Annotated in this window: 22 protein-coding genes, 1 tRNA gene and 1 riboswitch; of the genes, 14 read left to right on the top strand and 9 right to left on the bottom strand. The window is 59.5% G+C overall.

The window, feature by feature from the left end:
* Nucleotides 1–90: 90 nt before the first annotated feature.
* On the top strand, nt 91–1,572 hold the full coding sequence (gene cls / locus OKC27_RS00965) for a cardiolipin synthase (RefSeq protein ID WP_270805839.1): 1,482 nt from the start codon (nt 91–93) through the stop codon (nt 1,570–1,572).
* 106 nt (nt 1,573–1,678) lie between these two features.
* Nucleotides 1,679–2,941, top strand: coding sequence for a DUF945 family protein (locus tag OKC27_RS00960; protein WP_270805838.1), 1,263 nt, complete (start codon nt 1,679–1,681; stop codon nt 2,939–2,941).
* A gap of 79 nt (nt 2,942–3,020) precedes the next feature.
* Here the strand turns inward: OKC27_RS00960 and purU are convergent, their stop codons facing one another.
* Nucleotides 3,021–3,857: a formyltetrahydrofolate deformylase gene (gene purU / locus OKC27_RS00955; protein WP_042655976.1), complete on the bottom strand. Its 837-nt coding sequence runs from the start codon at nt 3,855–3,857 to the stop codon at nt 3,021–3,023.
* A gap of 257 nt (nt 3,858–4,114) precedes the next feature.
* Nucleotides 4,115–4,271: riboswitch (FMN riboswitch) on the top strand.
* 104 nt (nt 4,272–4,375) lie between these two features.
* Between purU and ribB the strand changes: the two genes are divergently transcribed.
* Together ribB and OKC27_RS00945 are read left to right on the top strand one after the other, a co-directional pair.
* Nucleotides 4,376–5,029 carry a 3,4-dihydroxy-2-butanone-4-phosphate synthase gene (gene ribB, locus OKC27_RS00950; RefSeq protein ID WP_270805837.1) on the top strand — a complete coding sequence of 218 codons (654 nt, stop codon included), beginning with the start codon at nt 4,376–4,378 and terminating at the stop codon, nt 5,027–5,029.
* Between the two features lie 225 nt (nt 5,030–5,254).
* Complete coding sequence (locus OKC27_RS00945) at nt 5,255–5,497, top strand: Lpp/OprI family alanine-zipper lipoprotein (RefSeq protein ID WP_005334342.1); 243 nt, start codon at nt 5,255–5,257, stop codon at nt 5,495–5,497.
* Nucleotides 5,498–5,650: 153 nt separating this feature from the next.
* Here the strand turns inward: OKC27_RS00945 and OKC27_RS00940 are convergent, their stop codons facing one another.
* Together OKC27_RS00940 and OKC27_RS00935 are read right to left on the bottom strand one after the other, a co-directional pair.
* Nucleotides 5,651–6,499, bottom strand: a complete 849-nt coding sequence (locus OKC27_RS00940) for a tetratricopeptide repeat protein (protein WP_270805836.1) — start codon at nt 6,497–6,499, stop codon at nt 5,651–5,653.
* A complete protein-coding gene (locus tag OKC27_RS00935) occupies nt 6,496–7,218 on the bottom strand; it encodes a 4'-phosphopantetheinyl transferase family protein (RefSeq protein ID WP_270805835.1) in 723 nt (240 codons plus the stop codon). Before OKC27_RS00935 ends, OKC27_RS00940 begins: the two co-directional genes overlap by 4 nt.
* A gap of 275 nt (nt 7,219–7,493) precedes the next feature.
* Here OKC27_RS00935 and OKC27_RS00930 point away from each other — a divergent pair, with 275 nt between their 5' ends.
* The 4 genes from OKC27_RS00930 to OKC27_RS00915 all read left to right on the top strand — a co-directional run bounded on the left by OKC27_RS00930 (nt 7,494) and on the right by OKC27_RS00915 (nt 11,735).
* Nucleotides 7,494–7,982 (top strand): C40 family peptidase, encoded by a 489-nt coding sequence (locus tag OKC27_RS00930; RefSeq protein WP_042057977.1) that lies wholly within the window; start codon nt 7,494–7,496, stop codon nt 7,980–7,982.
* Nucleotides 7,983–8,130: 148 nt separating this feature from the next.
* A complete protein-coding gene (rlmF, locus tag OKC27_RS00925; protein ID WP_270805834.1) occupies nt 8,131–9,102 on the top strand; it encodes a 23S rRNA (adenine(1618)-N(6))-methyltransferase RlmF in 972 nt (323 codons plus the stop codon).
* A gap of 246 nt (nt 9,103–9,348) precedes the next feature.
* Nucleotides 9,349–10,074 carry a MaoC family dehydratase gene (locus tag OKC27_RS00920; protein WP_270805833.1) on the top strand — a complete coding sequence of 242 codons (726 nt, stop codon included), beginning with the start codon at nt 9,349–9,351 and terminating at the stop codon, nt 10,072–10,074.
* A 245-nt stretch (nt 10,075–10,319) separates the two neighbouring features.
* Nucleotides 10,320–11,735: an SLC13 family permease gene (locus OKC27_RS00915; RefSeq protein ID WP_234601710.1), complete on the top strand. Its 1,416-nt coding sequence runs from the start codon at nt 10,320–10,322 to the stop codon at nt 11,733–11,735.
* 99 nt (nt 11,736–11,834) lie between these two features.
* Here OKC27_RS00915 and OKC27_RS00910 read toward each other — a convergent pair whose 3' ends face one another.
* Both OKC27_RS00910 and OKC27_RS00905 read right to left on the bottom strand, forming a co-directional pair.
* Complete coding sequence (locus OKC27_RS00910) at nt 11,835–12,821, bottom strand: DUF481 domain-containing protein (RefSeq protein ID WP_270805832.1); 987 nt, start codon at nt 12,819–12,821, stop codon at nt 11,835–11,837.
* Between the two features lie 39 nt (nt 12,822–12,860).
* Nucleotides 12,861–13,784, bottom strand: a complete 924-nt coding sequence (locus OKC27_RS00905; protein WP_442866064.1) for a L,D-transpeptidase family protein — start codon at nt 13,782–13,784, stop codon at nt 12,861–12,863.
* A gap of 71 nt (nt 13,785–13,855) precedes the next feature.
* Here OKC27_RS00905 and OKC27_RS00900 point away from each other — a divergent pair, with 71 nt between their 5' ends.
* The 3 genes from OKC27_RS00900 (at nt 13,856) to OKC27_RS00890 (ending at nt 18,836) form a co-directional block, all read left to right on the top strand.
* Complete coding sequence (locus OKC27_RS00900) at nt 13,856–14,065, top strand: hypothetical protein (protein WP_270805830.1); 210 nt, start codon at nt 13,856–13,858, stop codon at nt 14,063–14,065.
* Between the two features lie 287 nt (nt 14,066–14,352).
* Nucleotides 14,353–14,442: transfer RNA gene (locus OKC27_RS00895), tRNA-Ser, on the top strand.
* A 518-nt stretch (nt 14,443–14,960) separates the two neighbouring features.
* Entirely contained in the window at nt 14,961–18,836 is a 3,876-nt protein-coding gene (locus tag OKC27_RS00890) for a DEAD/DEAH box helicase (protein WP_270805829.1), read from the top strand.
* Between the two features lie 154 nt (nt 18,837–18,990).
* Here OKC27_RS00890 and OKC27_RS00885 read toward each other — a convergent pair whose 3' ends face one another.
* Nucleotides 18,991–19,884, bottom strand: coding sequence for a DNA replication terminus site-binding protein (locus OKC27_RS00885; RefSeq protein WP_270805828.1), 894 nt, complete (start codon nt 19,882–19,884; stop codon nt 18,991–18,993).
* A gap of 523 nt (nt 19,885–20,407) precedes the next feature.
* Between OKC27_RS00885 and OKC27_RS00880 the strand changes: the two genes are divergently transcribed.
* Complete coding sequence (locus OKC27_RS00880) at nt 20,408–20,617, top strand: DUF1127 domain-containing protein (protein WP_234601725.1); 210 nt, start codon at nt 20,408–20,410, stop codon at nt 20,615–20,617.
* Nucleotides 20,618–20,912: 295 nt separating this feature from the next.
* The gene (gene astE / locus OKC27_RS00875; protein ID WP_270805827.1) at nt 20,913–21,938 is read left to right on the top strand and encodes a succinylglutamate desuccinylase; all 1,026 of its coding nucleotides are present in this window, start codon (nt 20,913–20,915) and stop codon (nt 21,936–21,938) included.
* Nucleotides 21,939–22,097: 159 nt separating this feature from the next.
* Here the strand turns inward: astE and OKC27_RS00870 are convergent, their stop codons facing one another.
* Nucleotides 22,098–23,648, bottom strand: coding sequence for a lytic transglycosylase (locus tag OKC27_RS00870; protein WP_058052090.1), 1,551 nt, complete (start codon nt 23,646–23,648; stop codon nt 22,098–22,100).
* A gap of 70 nt (nt 23,649–23,718) precedes the next feature.
* Nucleotides 23,719–24,483, bottom strand: a complete 765-nt coding sequence (gene gloB / locus OKC27_RS00865) for a hydroxyacylglutathione hydrolase (protein ID WP_182937843.1) — start codon at nt 24,481–24,483, stop codon at nt 23,719–23,721.
* A gap of 72 nt (nt 24,484–24,555) precedes the next feature.
* On the opposite strand from gloB, the gene OKC27_RS00860 reads away from it, so the two are divergent.
* Entirely contained in the window at nt 24,556–25,278 is a 723-nt protein-coding gene (locus OKC27_RS00860) for a methyltransferase domain-containing protein (protein WP_042656955.1), read from the top strand.
* Here the strand turns inward: OKC27_RS00860 and rnhA are convergent.
* On the bottom strand, nt 25,266–25,730 hold the full coding sequence (gene rnhA, locus OKC27_RS00855; RefSeq protein WP_042656956.1) for a ribonuclease HI: 465 nt from the start codon (nt 25,728–25,730) through the stop codon (nt 25,266–25,268). The two genes, OKC27_RS00860 and rnhA, sit on opposite strands and share 13 nt — an antisense overlap.
* Between the last annotated feature and the right edge of the window lie 19 nt (nt 25,731–25,749).

The raw sequence follows: 25,749 nt of genomic DNA, 5'->3' as shown, positions 1-25,749 counted from the left end.
ACCTGATAGAATGGATTTGCCTTACAGCATACCATTGCGGCCGGTTGGGGTCTGCCCACCGCACTGTTTGTCGATGAGAAGGAGCCCCCGTTGCTCAACGGTCTGGAACATGATCTTCAACTGCTGTTTTCCCGTTTTCTGGGTTGGCTGCTACTGCTTTTTCACACAGTTATCGTCACCGGTGTGTCATTTCGGGTGGTGATGAAACGCCGTCCCATCGGTGTATCGCTGGCCTGGCTGGCGCTGATCTACGCCATTCCGTTTGCCGGGGTGGGCTTCTATGTGCTGTTTGGTGAGATAAAGCTGGGGCGCCGCCGCGCCGAGCGCGCCCAAGCCATGTACCGTCCTTACGCCATCTGGATCCGTCAGCTGGCGCGTCTGTTCCCTCAGCACTGCTGCGAAGTGGGCGCCAAGGCGCAACCGCTGCACGATCTGATCCAGGGGCGGCTCGCCATGCCGATGCTTTCCGGCAACCGCATGACCCTGCTCAACAAGCCGGACTGGATCTTGCGCGAGATTGCGCAGGATATCCGCCGCTCGACCCTCTCCTGCTATCTGGAGTTCTACATCTGGTACCCGGGCGGCGATGCTGACGAGGTGTGCGAGGCGCTGATTGAAGTGGCGCAACGCGGCGTGGATTGTCGCTTGTTGCTCGATTCGGTGGGCAGCAAACAGTTCTTCCGCTCTCACTGGCCGAAAAAGCTGCGCAAGGCGGGGGTCAAACTGGTGGAGGTGCTGCCGGTGGGCGCGTGGCGCATTGTGTTCCAGCGTCAAGATCTGCGGATGCACCGCAAGCTGGTGGTGATCGATGACAGGGTGGGTTACACCGGCTCCATGAACATGGTGGATCCCCGTTTCTTCAAGCAAGATGCCGGGGTTGGCCAGTGGGTCGATATCATGATCCGGGTGCAGGGGCCCATGGTGCCACTGATGTGGTCGATCTTCGTCTGGGATTGGGAGATGGAGACCGGCGAGCGGCTGCTCGACAGCCTGCAACACGATCCCGAAGCCTGGCCCCAGACCAACTACCGTGCCCAGCTTATTCCGTCCGGCCCCTTCGTCGGTGGCGACTGCATCCAGCAGAGCCTGCTGCTCGCCATCTATCAGGCGCGCAGCCATCTGGTGCTGACGACCCCCTACTTTGTGCCCGACGATCCGCTGGCGGCCGCGCTCAGCTCGGCGGCCGCACGCGGCGTGCAGGTGCAACTGGTATTGCCGGCGCGCAACGACTCCATCATGGCCAATTACGCCTGCAATGCGTTCATGGAGGAGCTGCTGGCGGCCGGGGTGGAGATCTACCGCTACGATGCCGGTCTGCTCCATACCAAGAGCGTGCTGGTGGATGACGACTTTGCGCTGGTGGGGACGGTCAATCTGGACCGGCGCAGCCTCTGGCTCAATTTCGAGGTGACCCTGCTGGTGGACAACCCCTCGTTCGTGGCCCAGATGACCCGGTTGGTGCAAGGCTATATGGCGGAAGCCACCCCGATGACCCTGGCCAAATGGCAGGCACGCCCCTGGTACAAGAAGGCGATGGAGAACATCTTCTATCTCTTCAGTCCCTTGCTGTGATGTTGTGGCGAACCGCAAGAATGTTGGTGCGCCATCTGATTGCACTTGCCTCGCCCCGAGTAGGCCCCTAGAGTGCAGTGACAACTCCCTGGAGACACATGAATATATGAAAAAGATAGTGGCCCTTGCCGTGGGTGCGGCACTGGTAGGTGGTGGTCTGGCGGCGTGCTGGTACACGGGCAACAGCTTTGACAACATCATGGCGGAGCAGATTGCCAAGGTAGAGCAAGAGACCGGCATCGATATGCAGTGGCAGCCGGGCAGCAGCAACCTCTTCACCCGGGACGGGATCCTGAAGATCGTGGTGACGCCGGAGGAGCTGGCTACCATCGACAGTGAACTGGAGGGCAGTCAGCCCATCGAGCTGCAACTGGTGGTCAAGAGCCGGATCCTGCCGCTCTATATCAAGAGCCACCTCCTGCTCGATACCCATAATGGCACTATGGCGCCGGTCTTTACCGCACTGGGCATGGAGCAGTGGGAACTCGGTCTGGAGTCTGTCACCAGCCTCTGGACCCAGGGCAACAGCAGCCGCTTCTGGGCCAATGAATTCAAGGTCAAACAGGGGCTGGACGAGTTCCATTTCCTGCCGCTTTCCGGCGAGTTTCACGGCAACCTGGAGGGGAATGGCCACATCACCATGGCCTGGCAAGGGATGACGGTCCACGAAGAGCAGAGCAAGATGGACTTGGTGCTGGCCGATATGAAAGGGAGCGCCGACATTGCCGAGATCAGCGGTGTGATCCTCTCGCCCCAGAGCGAGATGACCCTCTCGGCCCTCACGGTGCAACTGCCTGACAGCGTCAAGGTCGCCCTGCAGGGGATGACTACCGAGACCCAGTTGACCGGCGATGATGCCCAGACCCTCTCCAGCAGCTATCAGATGAAGATTGCCAAGCTGGATCTGGAGAACGAGACCGACACCCTGGCGGTCACCGACAGCAAGCTGGCGCTCAACCTCAACGGTCTGGATCTGGAAGGGTATCAGGGGTTGCAGGCCGCCGGTGGCAAGGGGGTTGAAGATGCCGCCATCCAGCAGGCGCTGGACAAGATGCTCAAACGTGGCGCGACCCTGGAGCTGGCCGATCTCAGCGCCAGGCTCAATGGTGAGGCGGTGACCATGAAGGGGGATGTGAAGCTGGCCTCCACCTCGCTGGAGCAACTGTTCAACAGCGACGCGGGAATGCAGGCCCTCTCCGGCGTGCTGCATGCCAGCCTCAGCGACAAGCTGGGCAAGGCGGTGCCGCAACTGGCCCCCATGCTCGATCAGCTGACCCTGATGGGTTATCTGAAGGCCGACAAGCAAGCGCTGACCTCCGAGCTGAAGCTGGAGAAGGGTGCGGTGACGGTAAACGATCTGCCGCTCTGATATTTGGCGCAGAAACAACAACGGCTCCCGCGGGAGCCGTTGTTGTTTCTGGCGTTTGCATACGGGCCGTGTGGGCGAATTACTTGAAGACCACCGTCTTGTTGCCGTAGACGAACACCCGCTCGTTCAGTACCAGCTCCAGCGCGCGGCTCAGCACCGATTTCTCCACATCCCGGCCCGCCTTGGCCATGTCGTCCGCACTGAAGGCGTGACCGACGTGGATCACGTCCTGTTCGACGATGGGGCCCTCATCCAGATCGTCGGTCACGAAGTGGGCGGTGGCGCCGATCAGCTTGACCCCGCGATCGAACGCCTGCCGGTAGGGGCGGGCACCGATGAAGGCGGGCAGGAAGGAGTGGTGGATGTTGAGGATCTTGCGCGGATAGGCCTCGACGAAGCTCGGGGTCAGCACCCGCATGTACTTGGCCAGGATCACATAGTCAGGCTCATAGCTGTCGATGATGGCGCGTACCTGCTCTTCATGCTCGGTACGGCTCAGCTCGTCGTGGCTGACGGTGTGGAACGGAATATTGAACTTGCCGGTGAGCTCGGCCAGGGTGTCGTAGTTGCCGATCACCGCGACGATATCCATATCCAGCGCGCCCGCGTAGTTCTTCATCAGAATGTCACCGAGGCAGTGGGTCTCCTTGGTCACCAGAATGACGATACGCTTCTTGCCCGCCTTGACCAGACGACGCTGGGCACCGGTGGGCAGGGCATCATCCAGATCCGCCAGCAGGGTCTCGTCGTTGAAGCGTCCCTCCAGCTCGGTCCGCATAAAGAAGCGGCCATTCTCATGATCCACAAACTCATCGTTCTTGATGATGTTGAGCTGGTGCTTGTAGCAGATGTTGGTGATCTTGGCGATGAGCCCTTTGGCATCCGGGCAATCCGTGAGCAGTATTTTCTTTTCCATCTCTGTCATTTTCCGTTTGTGGTGTTGGCGCCGCAGTCTGCGCAGGCAGCGTTATTCAGGCTCTTTTTCGGGCACTGTTTTTTGTTTCCGGAACTATGCCATAAACCGATCCGCGCCATAAAGAAATTCGCCAGTCACGGCCTCTCGCGCTGGCGAGCGGGCCGCAGAGCGCGATCCCGGGCGCAATGTTGAAACGCTTTTCAGTCAGCGGGGGATTTTGGCTGGTATCTGCAACCGTTTTTCTTTAGGCTGTCTGCGCTTATTCTCAGGGCGGGGTGCAATTCCCCACCGGCGGTATCCCGATTGACTCGGGGAGCCCGCGAGCGCCCGACCCGGCTGATTGCCGGGTCGGGGTCAGCAGATCCGGTGAGATGCCGGAGCCGACGGTCATAGTCCGGATGAAAGAGGATAAGACAGACCTTGCCGCGTTGGCCCTTATGGGCTGGCCGCTGCATGCTCCTCTCTGTCTGCCTTTCCATGCCCTGATTCTGGTCCTTGTCTTGTTTAGGAGTTTTACCATGAATCAGTCTCTACTCAGTGAATTCGGTGATCCCGTTGCCCGTGTCGAAGCGGCCCTGTCTGCCTTGCGTGCCGGAGGCGGCGTGCTGGTGGCCGACGATGAAGATCGGGAGAACGAGGGCGACCTCATTTTCGCCGCCCAATCCATGACCAATGAACAGATGGCGCTGATGATCCGCGAGTGTTCCGGCATCGTCTGCCTCTGCCTGCCCGACGAGCGGGTTCGCCAGCTCGAACTGCCGATGATGGTGGAAGCCAACTCCAGCCACTACCAGACCGCCTTCACCGTGACCATCGAAGCGGCGCAGGGGGTTACGACCGGTGTCTCGGCGGCTGATCGCATCACCACCATCCGCGCAGCCATCGCCGATGGCGCCAAACCGGGCGATCTGCATCGCCCGGGTCATGTGTTCCCGCTGCGGGCGCGTATCGGTGGGGTGCTTACCCGTCGTGGTCATACCGAAGCGACCGTCGATCTGATGCAGTTGGCCGGTCTGAAACCGTTTGGTGTGCTGTGTGAATTGACCAGGGAAGATGGCTCGATGGCACGTCTGCCAGACCTGGTTGCGTTCGGTCGGCAGCACCGGATGCCGGTGCTGACCATCGAGGATCTGGTGCAATATCGTCAATTGTTGTCAGAACAGAGTGCCTGAGCCTCATACGAAATTGTAATAAGGCAAAAATTTGGTTAACCTTTGTCCGTGCCCTCACCACGCGGCACTCATTTTTTAGACGAATCTGGACAAAAACTGTTCATTCAAAAAAAAATGAGGGTTTTAATGCATTTATCTGTGGTGGGGACTATGCAAAGTATGATTTTTTTGTGCCATAATCACGCCGCTTGCTAAACGTCTGGCGAGTTCAAGGGAGCTTTAAAAATGAAAAAATTGTTGTTGGTAGGTGTTGTTGGTCTGTCCGCTCTGCTGGGCGGTTGTGCAAACACCAGCGAACTGGAAACTTCCGTTCAGAATCTGTCTAACAAAGTTGACCAACTGGCTCAAGATGTTAGCGCAGTTCGTGCTGATCAGTCCAAAATCGCTGCTGATGTTGCCGAAGCCAAGCAAGAAGCTATGCGTGCTAACCAGCGCATCGACAACATGGCTACTTCTTACAAGAAGTAATCCATGCGAAAAAAATGGCGCAGTTTTGCGCCATTTTTTTTTGCCTGAAATTCACCGCTTCTATATCCCCATTACACGCTCTTCGCACTTGACCCATGAGGTCATGCCGGTCTCCCGGCACTCCCCCATCATTACCAGCCAGTTCGACGCTGATCAGTAGAGCAGACTATAGAGTTTACGACGGTAGCTCTGCGCCGCCGGCGTGCTGCCCATGGTCGCCAGAATATCGAGATAGGTTTTTCTGGCATCGCCGAATGCCAAATCCCGCTTGAGGATCTCCAGCAGCAGTCCCAACGCCTCTTCCTGACGGCCAGCCTGGTTGTATTGCACCGCCAGCTCCTGAGTCAGGGCAAAATCATCGGGTTGTTCTGCATGGCGGGCTTCCAGCGCGCGCAGCTCCGGGCTGTCTGCCGCTTGCAGGGCCAGCGCCAGCCGTGAGCTGAGGGTATGGAAGTGACCATCCTGCGCCACCATCGGGATGGTGCCGAGGCGCTCCTGCGCTTCCTCCAGCAGATTGAGGTCGAGCGTGGCCTGAATGAGCCACAGGCTGATGTCGTGACGTTCAGGGGCCAGCTGGTGTGCCTTGGTCAGATGGGCATAGGCGATGCTGGGCTGCTCGTCAGCCAGTGCCTGTTGCCCCTTGGCCAGCAGTTCTTCCTCTTCTTTGGGGGCGAAGGCGGCGAAATACTGGCGCAGGGTGGCTTCATCCTGCGGCCCTTCGATGATCGCCTGTTCGTCAGGGCGACCCTGATGGAACAGCACCAGCGCGGGCAGGGCGCGCAGGCCGAGCTGACTGGCCAGCGGTTGCAACTGGGGATCGTTCATATCCACTCTGGCCAGGGTGACCTGCTCATTGGCGGGCCCAACCAGTGATTCGATCAGCGGTGTCATCCCCTGACACTCCGGCATCTGCGGAGCATGGAAATAGATGACGACCGGCTTCTTCATGGACGCATCGATAAGTTCAACGTGAAAATTCTGGGGAGTAATGTCGACGATCATGAGTTGGACTCTTCAGAAAGGGTGTTGAGTAACATGGGGTTGAGCGACTGGCAATTCAAGCGCTCATCCAGCCGGTAAAACGTCACTGGGGTTGCCGCTGTCGCGAGACTGAGCCAGCCGCTGGCAAAGGGCCAATCCTGTACCTGATAAGAGATGTCATCGAGCCGGTTGTCGAGTTGCCACCCTTGCTCCGGGACAAAGCGCACCTTCTCGAGCCCGGCGGCTATGCCGCCGCCGTGGGCCTTCAGTACCGCCTCCTTGCGCGACCAGAGCCGGTAGAAGGCGCTCTCCTGCTCTTGAGCGGGCCGCGCGCAGAGCCACTCATATTCACTCTGTGCATAAAAGCGGCGGGCGAGGGGGAGGGGATGATGCCGCCGTTTGCCCAGTTCGATATCCACCCCAAGCGGCCCCTGCGGGCAGAGTGCCAACACCAGCCAGCTGCCACTGTGGCTCAGATTGAAATGCCAGGCATCATCATGCAGTCGTGGCTTGCCGTGGGGGCCGTTGCAAAATTGCAGGCTGGCGGCGGGTTGCTGCAGCCGCTCGGCCAATAGCTGGCGCAGCAGGGCGCGGCTCACCAGATATTCCTGACGCCGTTCAGGATGGGTCATGGTTTGCCAGATATGCTGCTCATCGGTTGACAGCCCTTCAGGCAATTGAGCGAGCAGTTCCTGGCATACCCTGGCCGGTTTTAACAAAAAAAGATCGGTTTCGATCATGATTTTTCACTTTAAAAAGGTGCTGAAGCAGGGATAAAAGCCAGTTATCTATGAGACCCAAGGCCCTTTTTGCGATTGTATATTGTTTGGGCATGATCACATTAATTATGAAAAATCGTGCATTTACTTGCAAAAATGTGAGCTCGATAGGGATTTTCACTTGCCTCGATAGAATTCTTGGATATAGTCGGGTGCTGTTGCCTTATAAATTGCCCTTTGGGGCCGTATTTTAACAAGATTTACTATTTAGCGGGGATAAAGGATTGCGCCACCTGATGCTACTGCTGGTCGCGCTCGGAATGGTGGGTTGTGCCTCGGCACCCCAACCCGAGGTCGCGAGCAAGATCGAAGTTTCCATGGTTGAACCTGTAATCGAACCGGAAGCTTCCCAGACACCCGATGTGAATGAAATCCTGACAGTATATAAAGAGTGGCGTGGCGTTCCGTACCGGATGGGTGGCAGTAGCCAGCGTGGTATCGATTGTTCCGCCTTCGCCCGTGAAGTGTTCCGCAATGCCGTCGGTGTCGAATTACCCCGTGATACCCGCTCCCAAGTCCACGAAGGGACGCGCGTTTCCAAGCAGGATCTGGTCGAAGGTGATCTGGTCTTCTTCAAAATCAATCGTCGTCTCAACCACGTTGGTATCTATGTCGGCAATGGCGAATTCATCCACGCCTCGACCCGTGCCGGTGTGACGCGCTCCAAGCTGGACAGCCAATACTGGCGCAGCAAGTTCTGGCAAGCTCGCCGGATCGATATCTGAGTCAGGCTGGACAAACGGCTCGCAGTACGGACTGTTTTTCCAACCTCACTTGAACCGGGCTCGATAGCCCGGTTTTTTATTGCCGTCGTTTAGACTTTCCCGAGTCAAATCACTATAGTGTGGGCCCGTTTTCTTCGGCAGGCTCAGCATGAAACCCCGCACCCCATCAGCCGGTGGCCCCAAGTCGGGCGACCGCAAATCCGGACTTCACTCCCGTAATCGCCATCAGGCGGGTTATGACTTTGAGGCGCTCTGCCTGCGAACTCCCGAGTTGGCTGCCCACGTCTTTATCAATGACTACGGCACCCGCACCATCGATTTTGCCAATCCCGATGCAGTGAAGACCCTCAACCGCGCCCTGCTGGCCCATCACTACGGGATTGCTCACTGGGACTTGCCCGCCGGTTACCTCTGTCCGCCCATCCCGGGACGGGTGGACTACCTGCACTGGGCGGCCGACCTGCTGGCCGAGAGCGCAGGCCAGCTCCCTACCGGCAAGGGGGTGAGGGTGCTGGATATCGGGGTGGGGGCAAACTGTATTTATCCGCTGCTGGGGGCCCGCGAATATGGCTGGCGTTTTGTCGGGTCGGATATCGATCCGGTCTCGGTCAAGGCGGCCACCCTGCTGGCCAGGAGCAACGGGCTCGGCAATCAGATTGAGTGCCGTCTGCAGGGCAACCCCAACCATGTGTTTCGCGGCATCATAGGGCCGAAGGAGCGCTTTGCCCTGACGCTGTGCAATCCGCCGTTCCATGCGTCGCTGGAAGAGGCGAGCAAGGGGACGGAGCGCAAGCTGCGCAATCTGGGCAAGGAGGTGACAGGGGCGCCCGTGCTCAACTTCGGTGGTCAGAAGGCTGAGCTGTGGTGTGAAGGGGGCGAGGCAGCGTTTCTGGCCAATATGATCGCCCAGAGCAAGGAGTTTGCCAGCCAGTGCCTCTGGTTCAGCTCGCTGGTGTCGAAAAAAGAGAACCTGCCGGGGGCGAAAAAGGCGCTGAGCCGGGTGGGAGCCCGTCAGGTGCGGGTGATCGACATGGCGCAGGGCAACAAGGTGAGCCGGATCCTCGCCTGGTCCTTCCTGGATGAAGAGGGATTGCGTAGCGGCTGGTCGAGCGCGCGCTGAACCCCCATCACAAGGCCCGACGAGGGCCTTTTGTCATGATGACCCCGGTGAATTTCCCCCTGCTGGTCGCATATCCGGAAATCGTTTTTCTCATTGGCAGATCGTGCTGTTTTGCATGTTGCAAGTAGTGACTTCTGCCTTGGTACAGGTGTACGCCGAGATTTTTTTGCACTTACAGCTGAAACTTTAATAAAATAGGACTGGTTAGACCTCTTTACAGGCATTGAATCAAATAGGGATCGGTAGATGAAAGTTGTCGATTTTCTGAAGCGCAAGCGCGAAATTCTGGCGCAGCACCCCTTTGAGCTCAAGGATTGGCTCTCTCCGGCGATCCGCGACTACTGGCGTGAGTTTCAGCAAAAGGCACATTTTCATCCTTTGCTGGGACGTGTGCTGGACTTGCAAGCCGAGTCTCAGGACGAACAGCAACAGGATGCAGCAACCGTGGCACAGGTGGCCAACGGTCGCCCCGTCGTGGCTCAGGAGCCCGCTGTGGAGCTGGGGGCCGAGGCTGCCGAGCTCTATGCCACCCTGCAGGCCCGCATCGGTGAAGAGACCCACGTGGGCGAATGGCTCCATGTCAGTCAGCAGATGATCGATCAATTTGCGGCGGTGACCGGGGATCATCAGTGGATCCACACCAATCCGGAGCGTGCGGCCGCCGAGTCGCCCTTCAAGACCACCATCGCTCACGGCTTCCTGACCCTGGCGCTGCTGCCGCAGTTGACCGGCTCGGTCGATGAGGCCACCCCCGAGTTCCCGACCGCCCGCATGGTGGTGAACTTCGGGCTGGATCAGGTGCGTTTCCCGTACCCCATCAAGGTGGACAGCAACATCCGCGCCCGCACCAAGCTGGCCCGGGTCACTCCCATCAAGGGCGGGCTGGAGTTGCTCAAAGAGATCAAGGTGGAGATCGAAGGGATCCGTCGCCCGGGTTGCGTCATCGAGTCGGTGACCCGCATCTACTTCTGAGCCGCCTCATCGGCATAAATGGTGAAACGGGCCCGCTGTCGTGTTCAACGAACAGCGGGCCCGTTTTTTTGCCTGTTTGTTGCCAACTGTGAGGCGTCAGCCATGGCGCGCTGACTCCAGCTTGATATGACTCACAAAACCGGAGTGGCTGCAGTTAGCCAGCTCTCATTTTGGCGAGATAGCTGCGTGAGGCGATAGCATGTTATGCCACTATTGGCTTCTTACTCCCGATCCTGGAGACAATAGTGCCCATCAATCACAAGATTATTCTGCCGCTACTGCTGAGCCTCGCCATCCTGCTGATCCCGACCCACTGGATCCCGCTGGAGGGGATCACTGTGGTCGAGCAGCGAGTCGTGGCCATTTTCGTGCTGGCTGCCCTCTGCTGGATCCTGGAGCCCATCCCCATCTTCGCCACCTCGGTGCTGATCATCGTGCTGGAGCTGCTGCTGCTTTCCGACAAGGGGCTCTGGTTCATGACCGCCGACAAGGCAGAGCCGGGCTTTGGTGAGCTGCTCAAGTCGACCGAGGTGATGGCGACCTTTGCCTCGCCGGTTATCATGCTGTTTCTCGGGGGTTTTTTCCTCGCCATTGCGGCGACCAAATACCATCTGGACGTCAATCTGGCGCGGGTGCTGCTGCGCCCGTTCGGTCAGGATCCCCGGATCGTCATGCTGGGGCTGATGCTGATCACCGCCACCTTCTCCATGTTCATGAGCAATACCGCCACCACCGCCATGATGCTGGCCATCCTCACTCCGGTGCTGGCGGCGTTTCCCGACAAGGACCCGGCCAAAATCGGCTTCGTGCTGGCGATTCCGCTGGCGGCCAACCTCGGCGGGATCGGCACCCCCATCGGCACCCCGCCTAACGCGGTGGCGCTCAAATACCTGACCGGCGAGCATGCCATCTCGTTCGGGCAATGGATGGGATTTGCGGTGCCCTTCGTGGTGCTGCTGTTGCTGCTCGGCTGGTTCCTGCTGGGGCGCTTCTTCCCGAGCACCCTCAAGCGGATGGATCTCAAGATTGAGGGGCGCTTTATGCAGACCCCTCGCGCCTGGGTGGTCTACCTCACCTTTATCACCACCATAGTGCTCTGGCTGCTGGGGGATCTGCATGGCATGAGCTCCTACGTGGTCGCCATGATCCCGGTGGCGGTGTTCCTGACCACCGGCATCATCACCAAGGACGATCTGCACAAGATCTCCCTCGACGTGCTCTGGCTGGTATCGGGCGGTATCGCGCTGGGGCTGGCGCTGGAGGACTCCGGGTTGGCCGAGCGGCTCATCACCCACATTCCGTTCCACGAGTACTCCACCTTGGCGGTGCTGGTCGGGGCCTGTCTGCTGGCGGTGGTGATGGCCAACTTCATGTCCAACACCGCGACCGCCAATCTGTTGTTGCCACTGGTGGCGGCGCTGGCGGTCAGCATGCCGGAGCTGGCCGAGTGGGGCGGCAGCCACACCCTGATCCTGGCGGTCACCATCTCGGTCTCGCTCGGGATGTCGCTGCCCATCAGTACCCCGCCCAATGCGCTGGCCCACGCCACCGGTCTGGTGGAGAGCCACCAGATGGTGCGGATCGGCGTCATCATGGGGTTGGTCGGTACCCTGCTGGCGATGGTGTGGATCTACCAGATTGCTGCCTGGGGATTGATCTGAGTGTGATGTCGACGAGTCGTGAGTTTGCATCACTCGCATCGCTATTACTGCAATAGAAAGAGGAGCCAAATTGGCTCCTCTTGTTGATCTGCTCGCGACTCAAAAGCTTGCCCCCAGACTAAGCAAGTGGCGCCACTCGCGATCAGATATTTCGACATCCACCCCGGGATAGTGCAGGGCGCCATTTTGCCACTCCATCTCGCTCGACCAGGAGAGACGCAGATGATCGTTAAAGTAGTAGCGCAGGCCGATGCTGCCGGTGATGTCCTGATCCAGTGTGAGGTAAGGGGACGGTTGCGACAGGTACTTCAGATAGGTGCCTTTACTGAACAACTCAAATCGCTGTTGCCAGAATGACAGTGGTTGGCGGTAGTCCCAGCTCAGGCTACCGATGGGGTAGCTGATGATCCTGGAATCGAAAAAGACCAGTCCTGGCCAGCTGTCACTGCGAAAGTAGGCGCGCTGAATGCCGCCCTGTGAAATCAGTTCCAGCCGTTTGTGCTTGTCATTCCAGAAGCGATAACCCGGCCCCGAGCCAACGTTCAGCTTGAGATAGTTGTCAGCCAGCATGTCATACTCCGCTTCGAGCGAGTTGCGTACAAACCAGTGCTGGTCAAAGAAGTAGTCAAGGGTCGGGTTCAGCTTGTAGTCATGGCTATCGGTGACGCTGTCGGATGTTTCGTAGGTATATTCCCCGGATAGGCTGTAACGCCAATCCAGATTGGCCAGTTCGGTCACTCCCTTGAAGTTGACGTTGTTGGTGCGTTTATCCTTGTGCTTGAGCTTGACGTTGAGATCGCCGCTGCCGCTCCAGAGCCAGGCATTGCGCTCATTCTGCTCATCCTTGAACAGGGTGATACCCCCTTTGGCGGTTGCCTTGGGTTTATCCTGCTTCTCCAGACGCCAGCGCTTGATGGCATCCCGCTGGACGGTCACGGCGCCGGTATAGGGCAGGGCGATGCGCACCGACTCATCGCCGATCTCTTCAATAGTGCCGGTCAGGCGATCGCCATTGTTCATCCAGAGAATGTCTTTTGCCCACAGGGGGTGGCAGACCACCATGAGCATGAGAAGCAGGTATTTCATGACGTAAGGCAACTCCGGTATGGTGCAGGTGCTGATGAGTTAACTGCTGATGGGGCGAGGCAGGCCATTTTTGCTCTCCAGCGCCGCGGTCACCTCATCCTGCATCACGTCAGCTGCCCTGATAAAGCTCTCTATGGCCGGTGACAGCACCAGCGGGGCGCCATTTTCAAGCTCCTCTTCGGTGCGGGAGAGCGGGGAGTGCACCTCCAGCCAGCGGCGACCATCCGGCTCGATGGCCACCTTGACCGGCTGATTGATGACCCGCACCGGCGTACCGATCGGCACAATCTTGAACAGGGCCTCGATATCGTCCGGTCGCAGCCGGATGCAGCCAGCACTCACCCGCAGGCCAACGCCAAAATCCTTGTTGGTGCCGTGGATCAGATAGTCGCGCTTGCCATAACCGAGGCGCATGGCGAACTTGCCGAGGGGGTTGTCCGGGCCGGGAGGCACCACGGCGGGCAGGGTGATCCCTTTTTGCTCCAGCCAGGATTTGCGCACCATGGGACCGGGCACCCAGGTCGGGTCCGGATTCTTCTCGATGACGGTGGTGGTCATCTCCGGCGTTTCACGGCCGATGTCACCAATCCCGATAGGCAGCACAATCACCTCGCTCTTGCCTTTGGGGAAGTAGTAGAGGCGCAGCTCCGGCAGATTGATGACGATCCCCTCGCGCGGCACATCAGGCAGCAGCATCTGGGTGGGCAGTGTCAAGCGGGTGCCCGGCTTGGGTAAATAGGGGTCTACACCGGGATTTGCCTCAAGCAGCGCCAAAAAACCAATCTGGGTATGTTTGCCAACCAGCTCCAGATGCTCATCCTGCTGGATGATGTAATCCTCCAGCTCGCCAATGAGGCGGCTTTCGGCCGGCGGCAGCGGGTAGCGCTTGGCCTGCACGGGCGCGGTGCAGAGCAGGGTCGCAGCCAGCAGCAGGGAGAGGGCGGGCGTTAAGGAGAGGGGCATGAGTTTCGGCAATCGCATAAGGAGATCCATCAGTTCAATCGGGGCGGCGCATCATCAACAGTGCCGCCAGGATGGCGCGATTGTTCCTCAATCAGCCCATGATTACCAGCTTGCCGCGTACCCGCAACGGTGTGGGGATACATAGGAAACCGGCCAAAATCGGCCTCTCCCCTATGTTTGACCGCCAAGCGGGAGAACGGCGCAACATGGAGGTGTGCGAGTATCACGACAGGGAGCATGGCCCGGTATGTGATCGGGCCCTGCGTCGGGTGGATGCTTGACGACTTGCGACTTGCGACTTGCGACTTGACGACTGGACGAATGGGGTCGATGCAAGGGCTCTATGTGAGGCAAGGCCTCCCTGAATGCGGTTTGCAATGATCACCGTTGTATGAGAACGCACGCCCGGCGTATGGGAAGGGCGAGCTTGTCTGTTCCAAGCATTCTGTCACAGTGAGCAACTGGTGCCGCAATGTGAGCCTGCTCCCAGATATCTGATTCAGCCATTTGATATATAACAAATTTTTATTGCATCCTCGGCCCTGCTTGGGTAAAACTCTCTCCCCACGGAGAGATGCCGGAGTGGCCGAACGGGATTGACTCGAAATCAATTGTGGCAGCAATGCCACCCAGGGTTCGAATCCCTGTCTCTCCGCCACATACCAAGCCCAACCTGTTCAACAGGTTGGGCTTTTTCTTTATGCACCTTCTTCTTTATGTAACCACGGTATAGATGCCATTACCTGTTTACCGTGTCGTGGCAGGAGATAGGTGGCCACCTGACGCGAAGTGACATGTTCACCTGATACCTGGAGCGGGTATCCATTATTGCGGCCTGTTCCGGGTGAGCAGGGTGGTTGAGGATGGCTTATTTGGCGCTTAAAGCATGGTTTTTTGCCGTCAAAAATTGAAACCGTTTTCAGAAATCCTTTTCAACTGTGATCCGCTTCAAAGCTTTTTCGGGCGCCAACCTCTAGCATTGGCTCCACGAATTAGGGGCTTGCGCTCCCGATTTTCCCGCTGTGGGAGGTAACCGGATGATCCGGCTATTTCCTTCGTTACTTTCGACGGTCATCATGGATGGCCGTTTTTTTTTTGAGTTATTTCACGGTAAAGGGTCGAGCCGCTGACGCTTTACCGTTAAAATTCCGCTTTTGCACTTGCCCGTGAGTCTTGATGTCTGCGTCCACCCTCTCTTCGGATAGTTATGCCCTGCTCGCCACCCTGCAATTGCAGCGCGTCGCCAGTACCCGTTTGCTGCAAGATCAACTGGCGATGGGCCATGCCCTGATCGATAAACTGACCCGACTGCAGGATGCGGGGCTGGTCAGATTGCGCGGGGAGCAGCAGTGGAGCCTGACCGCCGAGGGGACGCTTGCGCTGATCCTGGGGGTGCGTGCCGGTCTCTGCCCGGAGCCGGACTGGAGCCGGGTGCCCTCATTGACCGGGCAGGATCTTACCCACGCGGTGGTGCGCGAGCTCTGCCGCGGCAAGGCGGGGGAGATCCCCACCTATTTCTCGGCCAGCGATCTGTTGACCCTGCTCGATACCCCGGATGCTCACCAGTTGCTGGCGGGCTCCAGCCCCGCTTGGCAGCAACTGCTGCTGGAGCACTTCTCGCTGCAACTGCTGCTCGATGCCCCCTATGAAGAGCGCTGGCCGCTGGCCAATGCGCTGGTGCGCTGCGCCCCCGAGGTGCAGGCCCGGGCCAAAGCGTTTGAGGCGGAGTGGCGCTGGCTCTGCGGGGATGGCGAGAGCACGTCGCCAACCGGCGAGGGCAACGACGCCGTGCCCGGCTGGCCAGCCCTGCAGGCGCTGGCCCTGCAGAGCCAGAGCGGCCCGCTCGGCGAGCGACTGCTCACCGCGCTGGGCCAGTGGCAGGCAGCCGATGAGGGTGAGGCGGGCCAGTGGCCCCGTTCGTTCAGCGCCCTGCTCTGGCTTGGCTGGTTGCAGCAGGCCGATCCCGTCATTGCCAGCGAACAGCGCAAGAAGTGGCAGCGCAGCCTGACTGGCCAGTTCCCCCTGCTTGCCGATCTGCTCAGCCAGTGGGCGGGCGATCGCCACGGTCAGGCGGTCGGCCTGTTCGATACCCTGCAACTGCCGGTGGAGGAGCTCCACTGGGGCTACCTCTGGCTTGACCTCTGTGCGCTGGCCCGTCACGGTGCCCAGAGCCCGCAGGTGGCCATGCTGCACAAGTGGGATCTCTCCCATCTGCTCGATGCCGAGCCTCATCATCGCCTGATGGCGTTTTGTCAGGATCTGCTGCGCCTCTTGTTGGGGGAGGCGGCCAAAGGGGCGCCCCTTTGCCAGCTGCGCAGCAGTGAGGAGAGTGCCCCGGAGAGCAGTGACGAGCAGGATGATGACGGGGACGAGGATAAAACCGCGGCCTCTGCCAGCTGGCTCAACTGGTTGCAGGGGTTGGGACGTTCCAGCGGCGTGCGCAAGCCGCAGGAGCGGCTGGTGTGGCTGCTGCATGCCGAGGGCCCCGAGCTGGAGTGCAAGATCCAGAAGCTCAGCACCAAGGGGGAGTGGACTGCCGGTCGCCGGGTCGATCCGGCCCTGCTCTCCACCCAGTATGCCGCCATGCTCGACGAGCATGACTGGGCGCTGGTCCGCACTCTGCCACGGGTGATGGGGCGGTTGCCGCGGGATGTCTGGGCACCGCTGGCCGATCACCCCCGCTTGTTCAACTCCAAGGGGCAGAAGCTACAACTGGCCATCAGCGCCCCCCTGCTGCAGGTGGTCGCCACCGAACAGGGGATGAGTGCGCAGCTCTGCCCCGATGCGGCCGCCCGCGGGGCCCATATCATGCCGCTGGCGCAGGATCTGTGGCAGCTGATCCTCACCCCGCAGCCGCTGCTCGACCGCTTGCCAGCGCTCGAATCCATCCCGCTGCTGCCCGCCGAGGGGTTGGCCGAGCTGCAACGCACGCTGGATGCCATTCCCGAGCTGCCCTGGCACAGTCAGGTTGCGGGGCTTAGCGGCAACGCCGAACTGGCTCCCTGGCCGGGCATTCCTTCGGTGCAACTGGATTGGCAGGATGGTCAGCTGTCGGTCAAGCTGGTGACCCGCTTTGACGATCTGCCGCCCCAGCCCCTTGGCAAGGGTGAGCCTATCGTGCGGCAGGGGATCAAGGCGTACCACTACTGGCAACGGGATCTGGCGGCCGAGAAGCTGCAGGCCCAACTGCTGCGCAATCAATTGCCCATCGGCCTGCCCGGCAGCGAGTGGCTGCTGCAGGGGGAACAGGCGCTGGCGCTGGTCAATGCCCTGCCCGAGCTGGTGGATGCCGGCGTGGTCATTCACTGGCATCAGGACAGCGCCCGCCTCAAGAGCCTTGATGAAGCGGCCCTGAGCCTGCGCATCGAGCGGCGGCAGGACTGGTTTCAGGTCGAAGGGGCGCTGGCGCTCGATGAGCACCAGATCCTCGACCTGCGCCTTATTCTGCGCCAGATGACTCCTGGCCAGCGCACCGTGCAGCTCGATGAGAAGACCAGCCTGATGCTGAGCGACAAGCTGGTGGAGCGGCTCACCATGCTGGGGGCCATGCTCGATGAAGAGCAGCGCATCAACAACAAGCTGGCCTATCCGCTCACCCGTCTGCTCTCGGTCATTACCACCGAAGGGGACGCGGCGTGGCAATCCCTGCAGCAGGAGTGGCAGCAGGAGGTCGAGTGTCCGGATGAGTTGCTTACCGGCCTGCGGGACTATCAGAAAGAGGGGGTGCGCTGGCTGGCTACCTTGGCCCATCACGGTTTTGGCGCCTGTCTGGCCGATGACATGGGTCTGGGCAAGACGCTGCAGGCGCTCATCGTGCTGCGGATGCGCCAGCACCTTGGCCCGGCGCTGGTGGTGGTGCCCAAGTCAGTGGTCACCAACTGGCAGGAGGAGGTGGCCCGTTTCGCCCCCGAACTGGATGTGGTGGTGTTCGAGAACCCGGCCGAGCGGGAGGGGATCATTCGCGAGGCCAAGGCCGGTCAGGTGATCCTCATCAACTACGGCATGCTCGGCAGTCTGGCGGAGGCGCTCAAGTCCCGCCGCTGGTCCTCCATGGTGCTCGATGAGGCGCAGCAGATCAAAAACGCCGGCACCCAGCGCGCCAAGCTGCTGTTCCAGCTGGACGGCGATTTTCGTCTCGCCCTCTCCGGTACCCCCATCGAGAACCATCTGGGTGAGTTGTGGAGCCTGTTTACCTTTATCAACCCGGGGCTGCTTGGCAGCCTTGGCGAGTTCAAGCGCCGCTTTGGCAAGGCGGTCAAGGATCCCCAGCACATGGCGCTGCTGCGGGCGGTGATCAGCCCCTTCATCCTGCGGCGTCTCAAGCAGCAGGTGTTGACCGAGCTGCCGGACAAGACCGAGATCATCCACCACATCAGCCTCTCCCCCGAAGAGCGCCAGCTCTACGAGGCGACCCGGCGCGAAGTGGTGCAGCAGGTGCAAAGCGCCGATGGCCGCGCTCTGATGCATGTGCTGAGTGGCCTGACCCGGCTGCGCCGCCTCTGCTGCTCGCCGGAGCTGGTGATGCCAGAGTGGTCGCAGACCAGCAGCAAGCTGGACGAGGCGATGGCGCTGCTGGAAGAGGCGATCGACGGTGGTCATCGGGTGCTGGTGTTCAGTCAGTTCGTCGATCTGCTGAGCCTGCTGCGTGCCCGCATCGAGCAGAAATCCTGGGATTACTGCTATCTGGATGGCGGCTGCTCCGCCAAGTCCCGTCAGGACTCCATCCTGCGGTTTCGTCATGAAGCGGTGCCGCTGTTCCTCATCAGCCTCAAGGCGGGGGGCACCGGCCTCAACCTGACCCAGGCCGATACTGTGCTGCACCTCGATCCCTGGTGGAACCCGGCGGTGGAGGATCAGGCGAGCGATCGGGCCCACCGGATGGGGCAGACCCAGCCGGTGACCGTTTATCGTCTGGTGTGCGAGCAGACGGTGGAGGAGAAGATCGTCGCCCTGCATGACGAGAAGCGGGCGTTGGCCGATGGCCTGCTGAGCGGCCAGTCCGAGGTGCGCGGGCTGGATGTGGAGAGCCTGCGGGCCCTGCTGATGGGCTGATTGGCGACGCCACCTTTCATAACGCCTATCGATACAGAAAAGGGGAGAACATCAAGAGATGTTCTCCCCTTTCTTATTTGGGGCTGATGTGGGATGCGCCGTTTATCGCGGCAAGGCGGCCCGATTATTCCTGAGCCAGCTATCCCTGATCCAGTCACCCCTGATAGAGATAAAGGTGCAGCCGCTCGATGATGGGCTCGCCGCCAATCTTGCGATCCCGCCGCGCCTGTCGGCTCTTGGGGGGATAGTTGCCCAGATGAGTGACCGCAGGCGGGGTATCGGAGCAGAGCAACAGCGGCAGGCTCGCCTTGATCTGCTGCTTGCGCGGGGTGCGCTCCAGCCAGAGCAGGTTGATCATCGGGTGGGTCTTGACCGGGCGACGGATCCGCAGCTCGGCATCGGCCGGCAGACGGCGAATGTCGTACACCTCCTGATCCACCATCTTGCTCCACTCCTCGTTGTTGGAGAGGGCCGGTATGTAGCGGCGGCTGCGCTCCAGCATCTCCAGCACCTGCTCGCGACTGAGGCGATTGATGGTCTGCTTGTCGGCCCAGGTAAAGCCGAGGGATTGCAGCTCCCCCGCCAACAGGGTCAATTTGCGGTAGACCTGCAGGGTGATCACCCCGGGCAGGGCGGTATGTACCAGCTCGAACTTCTCGTCCCGCCCGCCCGCCTGCTGCACCAGTGCCTTGAAATCGAGCTTGTGCTGGTTGATTTGGTCGATCAGCGGTTGCAGCAAGGGGGCTGCGGCGGCAGGAAAGCGCAGCCAGCCGGGCAGCCGGTGAGTCGCCTTGGTGGAGCAGCCGGGACGGGCGCTGTGGTCCCGATAGGCGGCAAGGGTGGCCGCCAGTGCGGCTTCACCGTTGAGATAACCCACCTCAATCTGCGCGATCGGGTCGTGCTCCTCTCCCTGTGGCACCGGGGGCAGGGGATAGACATGGGCCTCCTGCAGCTCGAGCTGGCCGAGCAGATCGGCCAGCTGGTTGAGGGAGGCCTCAATGGCGGCCATCTGTTGACGCAGGGCGGCGGTCGGGGTAAAGGTATCCATCGATGATCCTGTGGTTTCATCCGCCGTTGACGGCATAAGCTATGGCGTCAGGGCAGGGGAGTAAACTACTGTATAAATAACCATACCAGTATGCCGGTTGCACGCCAAGAGGCGCGTGTGAGGGTCGTCATCGAGAGAGCGACGAGGGAAGAAAAGTAAGTTTATTTTATGTTTCATGGTGTTAATTGCGGATCGCCAAGAGATCACTGAATTAACAATTGAATGTGATGGCGGGGTTGCCAGCCATGGCGCGTCCATTGGCGAGTGCATAGGCAACGCGGTAAATTGCATATGTAAGATGGTGCCATGCAGCACAATATGCTGTGGGCAGTGGATGGTCGAACGGTGATTTAATTATTCTTTATAAATCAAAGCATTAAAATTGTATTAGTCAGTTTTTTTCTATTAGTTTTACTAATGTAACGTATCAAAATTCGTCAATTGAGTCGGACCTGCTCCCTGACTAAGCTTTGCGCATCAAATAAAGCCCAGTGCGTAAACACATATTCCGAGGAGCCACATCATGGCCAACATGACTTATACCGAAGCCGGTTACCAGCATTCCAGCCAATTGAATCTGGTTGCTCGCGTTAAAATGACCGTTCTGGCCTGGCTGGAGCGCAGCCGTAGCCGTCGCCAGCTCTCCGAGCTGCCCGAGTACCTGCTCAAAGACATCGGCCTGAACGAAGCTGACCGTTATCAAGAGACCACCAAGCCGTTCTGGCGTGGTTGATCAGTCGGGCATGGATGCCTCGTTTTTCTGCTGATCCGTTTGCTGCTTTGCCCCTGTGGCGCCCGGCCATCAGGCGGGCGATAGTCTGTTTTATCTCCCCCCGCTTTTCCCCTGTTGTGCGTTGATCCTCTTTCCTCTCCTCTTTATTTCACATTGCTATAGCGCCTCGCTGTCGTCGCTCGATTGTTATCACCATTGTGTTGTTAATGTTTGAATTTGTTTAAAAAACGATTTTAAGCCGCGATGCCTTGCGTATAATCCGGCCATAGTGTTCCAGCGCAAGAGGGTGAGACGGATGATTCCCCAGCACGATTTTTTGGCCCTGACCCGCAGCCATGAATGGCAGCTTGAGCCCTTTGAATTTGCCCTGCCCGATGGTGCGCGAGTCAGCGTCTGGGATACCGGCGTGCTCTGCCTGGAGCCTGCCAGAGGCGCGGGCACTCAGCCCGGGGGATACAAGGATATCGTCCTCTCCTGCGGCATTCATGGCAACGAGACCGCACCCATCGAGATCTGCAACCAGCTGCTGAGCCGTCTGCTCGCTGGCGAGCTGAGTGCCCGCCATCGGGTGCTGTTCCTGTTTGGCAATCCGGCGGCGATGAATCTGGGGCTGCGAGAGGTAGAAGAGAACATGAACCGGCTCTTCTCCGGTGCCCACAGCAAGGGGGAGGGGCTCTGCAATCGGGAGCGGATCCGTGCCATGCGTCTCGAGCAGTATGTGAGCCGCTTCTTTGCCGATCCGGCTCGTCCCCGCTACCACTACGACCTGCACACCGCCATTCGCGGTTCGCGCCACGAGAAGTTTGCCGTCTACCCCTTCCCCCATGAGCGGCCCCACTGCCGCGAGCAGGTGCAGTTCCTCGGCGCCTGCGGGGTGCGCACCATTCTGCTCTCCGCCAGCCCGACTACTACCTTCAGCTATTACAGCTCGCGCCAGCATGGGGCTCACGCCTTCACGGTGGAGCTGGGCAAGGTACGGCCATTTGGTGAGAACGACATGACCCGCTTTATCGAGACCCGGCAGGCACTGCAGGAGCTGGTCACTCAGGATGAGGTGGCGCTGGAGCCGTGGCGGGCGGATGATTTCACCCTGTTTGCCATCGATCGGGCGATCACCAAAAAATCGGAGCAGTTTCGCTTCCTGTTTGCCAGCGATGTGGACAACTTCACCGAATTCCCGCAAGGGTTCGTGCTGGCTGAGGATGGCGAACTGCGCTACACCGTCGAGCAGCCGCGTGAGGCGGTGGTCTTCCCCAATGCCAACGTGGCGATTGGCCAGCGCACCGTGTTGCTGGTGGTGCCGACAAGGCTCTGGGAATAGCGCTTGAGCGCTTTGCCCGCAGCGCGGCGAGGCATTCGCAGGCGGTGCCAAGCCATTGTTTGAGTGGGTGGCTCGGATACAGCGGTTAGCCGCAGTAATAAAAAAACGGGGCCAGTCATTTGACTGGCCCCGTTTTGTATCGGGTTCAAGCGGTGATGCTTAGCTGTTGTTCTTCACAAACAGGGTCAGCTCCTGACCGGGCTTGAGGTAATCCCCTTTATCCAGCTGGTTCCAGCGCATCACATCGTTGATGGCTACCTGGAAGCGAGCTGCGATGGAGGAGATGGAGTCGCCACGGCGAACCTGATACACCATCGATTTGTCGTTCTTCTTCCCTTGCTTGGGATAGACCACCAGCTTCATGCCCGGCTTGAGCGCCGACTTGGCATTCAGACCGTTCCACTTGGCCAGCTCGGCATGGGAGACGCCGTGCGCCTGGCTGATGCTCCACAGGTTATCACCCGAGCGCACCTTGTAACTGACCTTGGCCTTCTGGCTGCCACGGCTGGCCAGCTGCTGCGGCTTGCTGGCGGTACTTGCCTTGCTGCTGACCTGACCATGGGTCGGGATCACCAGCTGCTGACCGCGACGCAGGCTGTTGCTGCGCAGATTGTTGGCCAGCTTCAGCTCGCTCACGCTGACGCCGTGATTCTGGGCGATGCGCGACAGGGTATCGCCACTGGTGACCTGATAGGAGCGGGTACGAATACGTTCGCGCTTGGGCAGATCGGTCAGTGCCAGCTCCAGGGTATCGGCATACTCGATCGGTACCAGCAGGCGGTAAGGGCCACGGGGTGACATCACACCACGGCTCAGGGCCGGATTGACCTCCTTGAGCTCTGATGTGCGCAGTCCCGCCAGTTGGGCGGCCACGTTCAGATCGAGCTGGCTGCCGGTCTCTACCACCCGCAGCTTGGGCTCGTTGGCGAGCACCGGCAGCGTGACATTGTATTTGTCCGCATTGCTGATCATGTCCGCCATGGCGAGGATCTTCGGTACATACATCCGGGTTTCGCGGGGCAGATCGAGCGACCAGTAGTCAGTCGGTTTGCCGGCACGCTGGTTGCGCTGGATAGCGTTGCGCACCCGACCTTCACCTGCATTGTAGGCGGCCAGCGTTTGCAGCCAGTCGCCGTCAAAGAAGCGGTTCAGGTACTCCAGATAATCGAGCGCCGCATTGGTGGAGGCCAGCACATCGCGCCGTCCGTCATACCAGTTGTCGTGGCGCAGACCGAAGTTCTTGCCTGTGGCAGGGACAAACTGCCAGAGTCCAACCGCATTGCTGCGGGATCGGGCATGAGGATCAAACATGCTCTCGATCATCGGGACAGTAATAAGCTCCATTGGCAGCTCACGCCGTTCTATCTCCTCTACCATCAGATAGAGGTAGGGTTCAGCCCGGCTGGCAATGGTCGCCAGATGCTTATCATTACGCAACAGCCACTCTCGTTGTTGGCGGATGCGGGCATTATCCGGGGTTTCCAGCTGCATATCATCGCTGATGCGCACCCACAGATTGTCCGTATCTTCCATTTCGTCCAGCTGTTCATCGCCAAACAGGAAATGGGAAGAGTGTTTTTTATGCGCTTTTTTCTTGACCTGGGGGGACTTGATCGGCTCGATTGCCGTTAGCGCCCGGTCATCCTGATGGCTCAGGTTTTGGCAGCCGCTGAGCAACAGCGCTGCCAATAAGGCCGTTCGTACCTTCATCTCGTTCCGGTCATTTTTAGGAAAAACAGCCCGCATCATAAGGGGCAATGGCCCCCTGATCAAGGTTTGTTCAAAAAACGTCCTTCCACTGGCGCAGGATGGTGAAGGTATCTACCGGATTTTCCACGCATTTTAGTCCGTGATTTTCAGCAGAAAATTTCACTGAATCCTGCTCGCAGCGCAGAAAAATGTTGAAAGTGCGTTCATCCCCCAACCGGGTTGGCAGGCTTGGCAGCCCTTGTTGCCGCAGTTTGCTGATCAGCCCGATCTGGCGGCGGATCGCCGGGTTGTCCGGCTCGACCGCATAGGCAAAGCGCAGGTTGGAGAGGGTGTACTCGTGGGCACAATAAATGAGGGTCTCATCGGGCAGGGCGGCGAGTCGTTGCAGCGAGTGGTACATCTGTTCCGGCGTCCCTTCAAACAGGCGGCCACAACCGGCCGAGAAGAGGGTATCGCCACAAAACAGCATGCCGTTGCCATGGTAGGCGATGTGGCCGCGGGTGTGGCCGGGCACATGGATCACCTCGAGGGCGAGGCCGTGCCAGTTGATCTGATCGCCATCTTCCAGCCACTGACCGTGGTGATCCGGCATCGGGTCAAGTTTGGGGCCATATAGCCGGGCATGGGGGAAGTGGCTGAGCAGGTCGGTGACGCCCCCGACATGGTCGTGATGGTGATGGGTCAGCAGGATGGCGTCGAGCACCAGCCCCAATGCCTCGAGCCGCTCCAGCACGGGGGCGGCATCGCCAGGATCGACCACCAGACAATGATTTTCGTGGCGGATCAACCAGATGTAGTTGTCATTAAAGGCTGGAACTGTGATCACTGGATACATGAGTCTGCTTCTCTTTAGGGAGGGTATCTTATATAACAGGATGGCGTTCGAAACCCCGAGTTGAGCCCTATTATGCAGGTGGCACGTACCGAACAACAAATCGAGATCCCGACCAGCTGGTCTGCATTGCCTATGGGGGACTGGGTGGCGGCCGAGATCCAGGAGCGGCTCGACAACTGGTGCCCCAATCTGTTTGGCTATCATCTGCTGAAAATTGGCGCCCTGAGCGCCGAACTCTCCTGCAAACGCTCCTCCATCCGTCACCAGATCGGGGTTGCCCCCGGTGGACGGCTGCTCGACATGTATGGCGATCCCCTCGATCTGCCGGTACGCACCGGCAGCGTCGATGCCTGCCTGCTGGCTCACTGCCTCGATTTCTCTGCCGATCCCCATCAGGTGCTGCGCGAGGCCGAAAGGGTGCTGACCGACGATGGCTGGCTGATCATCAGCGGCTACAACCCCTTGAGCCTGGTCGGGATCGGTCATTGTGTGCCGTTCTTGCGGCGCAGGATGCCCTGGTCGGCACGGATGTTTACCCCGGGGAGGGTGACGGACTGGCTGCATCTGCTGGGATGCGAAGTGATGTTCGACGAGCGCTTTGGCTACTCGTTTATGGGGAAACAGAGCTGGCACAGCTGGTGGCAGGAAAGCATCGGGCGGGATTACTGCAGGGTGTTTGCGTCGGTGTATGTGATTGCGGCCCGTAAACGGCGCTTTCCACTGATCCCGGTGCGGCGGCGCTGGCAACTGCCCAAATCCCTCGCCACACCGGGAATGGCCCGTCAGGGCTGGTAGCCGGTATCCTCGGCCAGATCCTTGCCGCAGGCGGCATCTCTGGCCAGTTCGTCGCACCGTTCGTTCTCCGGATGGCCGGAGTGACCCTTCACCCAGAGCCACTCAATCTGATGGCGAGCCACTTCCGCATCCAGCTCCTTCCAGAGATCGACGTTCTTGACCGGCTGACGGTTGGCGGTCATCCACCCTTTCTTCTTCCAGCCGATGATCCACTGGGTGATCCCCTGACGGACATACTGGCTGTCGGTAGTGAGGCGCACCTTGCACGGTTCGTTGAGGGTGCGCAGGCCCATGATGGCGGCCATCAGCTCCATCCGGTTATTGGTGGTCAACTTGAATCCGGCGGAAATCTCTTTGCGGTGGGTGCCGTAGACCATCACGGCTCCGTAACCACCCGGGCCCGGATTGCCGAGGCAGGAGCCGTCGGTATAGACATCAATCTGTTTTAACATGAGCAATCAATCTGTTTTA

The sequence above is a fragment of the Aeromonas sp. QDB62 genome (assembly GCF_027705695.1).
Classification (GTDB): Bacteria; Pseudomonadota; Gammaproteobacteria; order Enterobacterales; family Aeromonadaceae; genus Aeromonas; species Aeromonas allosaccharophila.
This window is presented reverse-complemented; position numbering and strand designations above follow the sequence as displayed.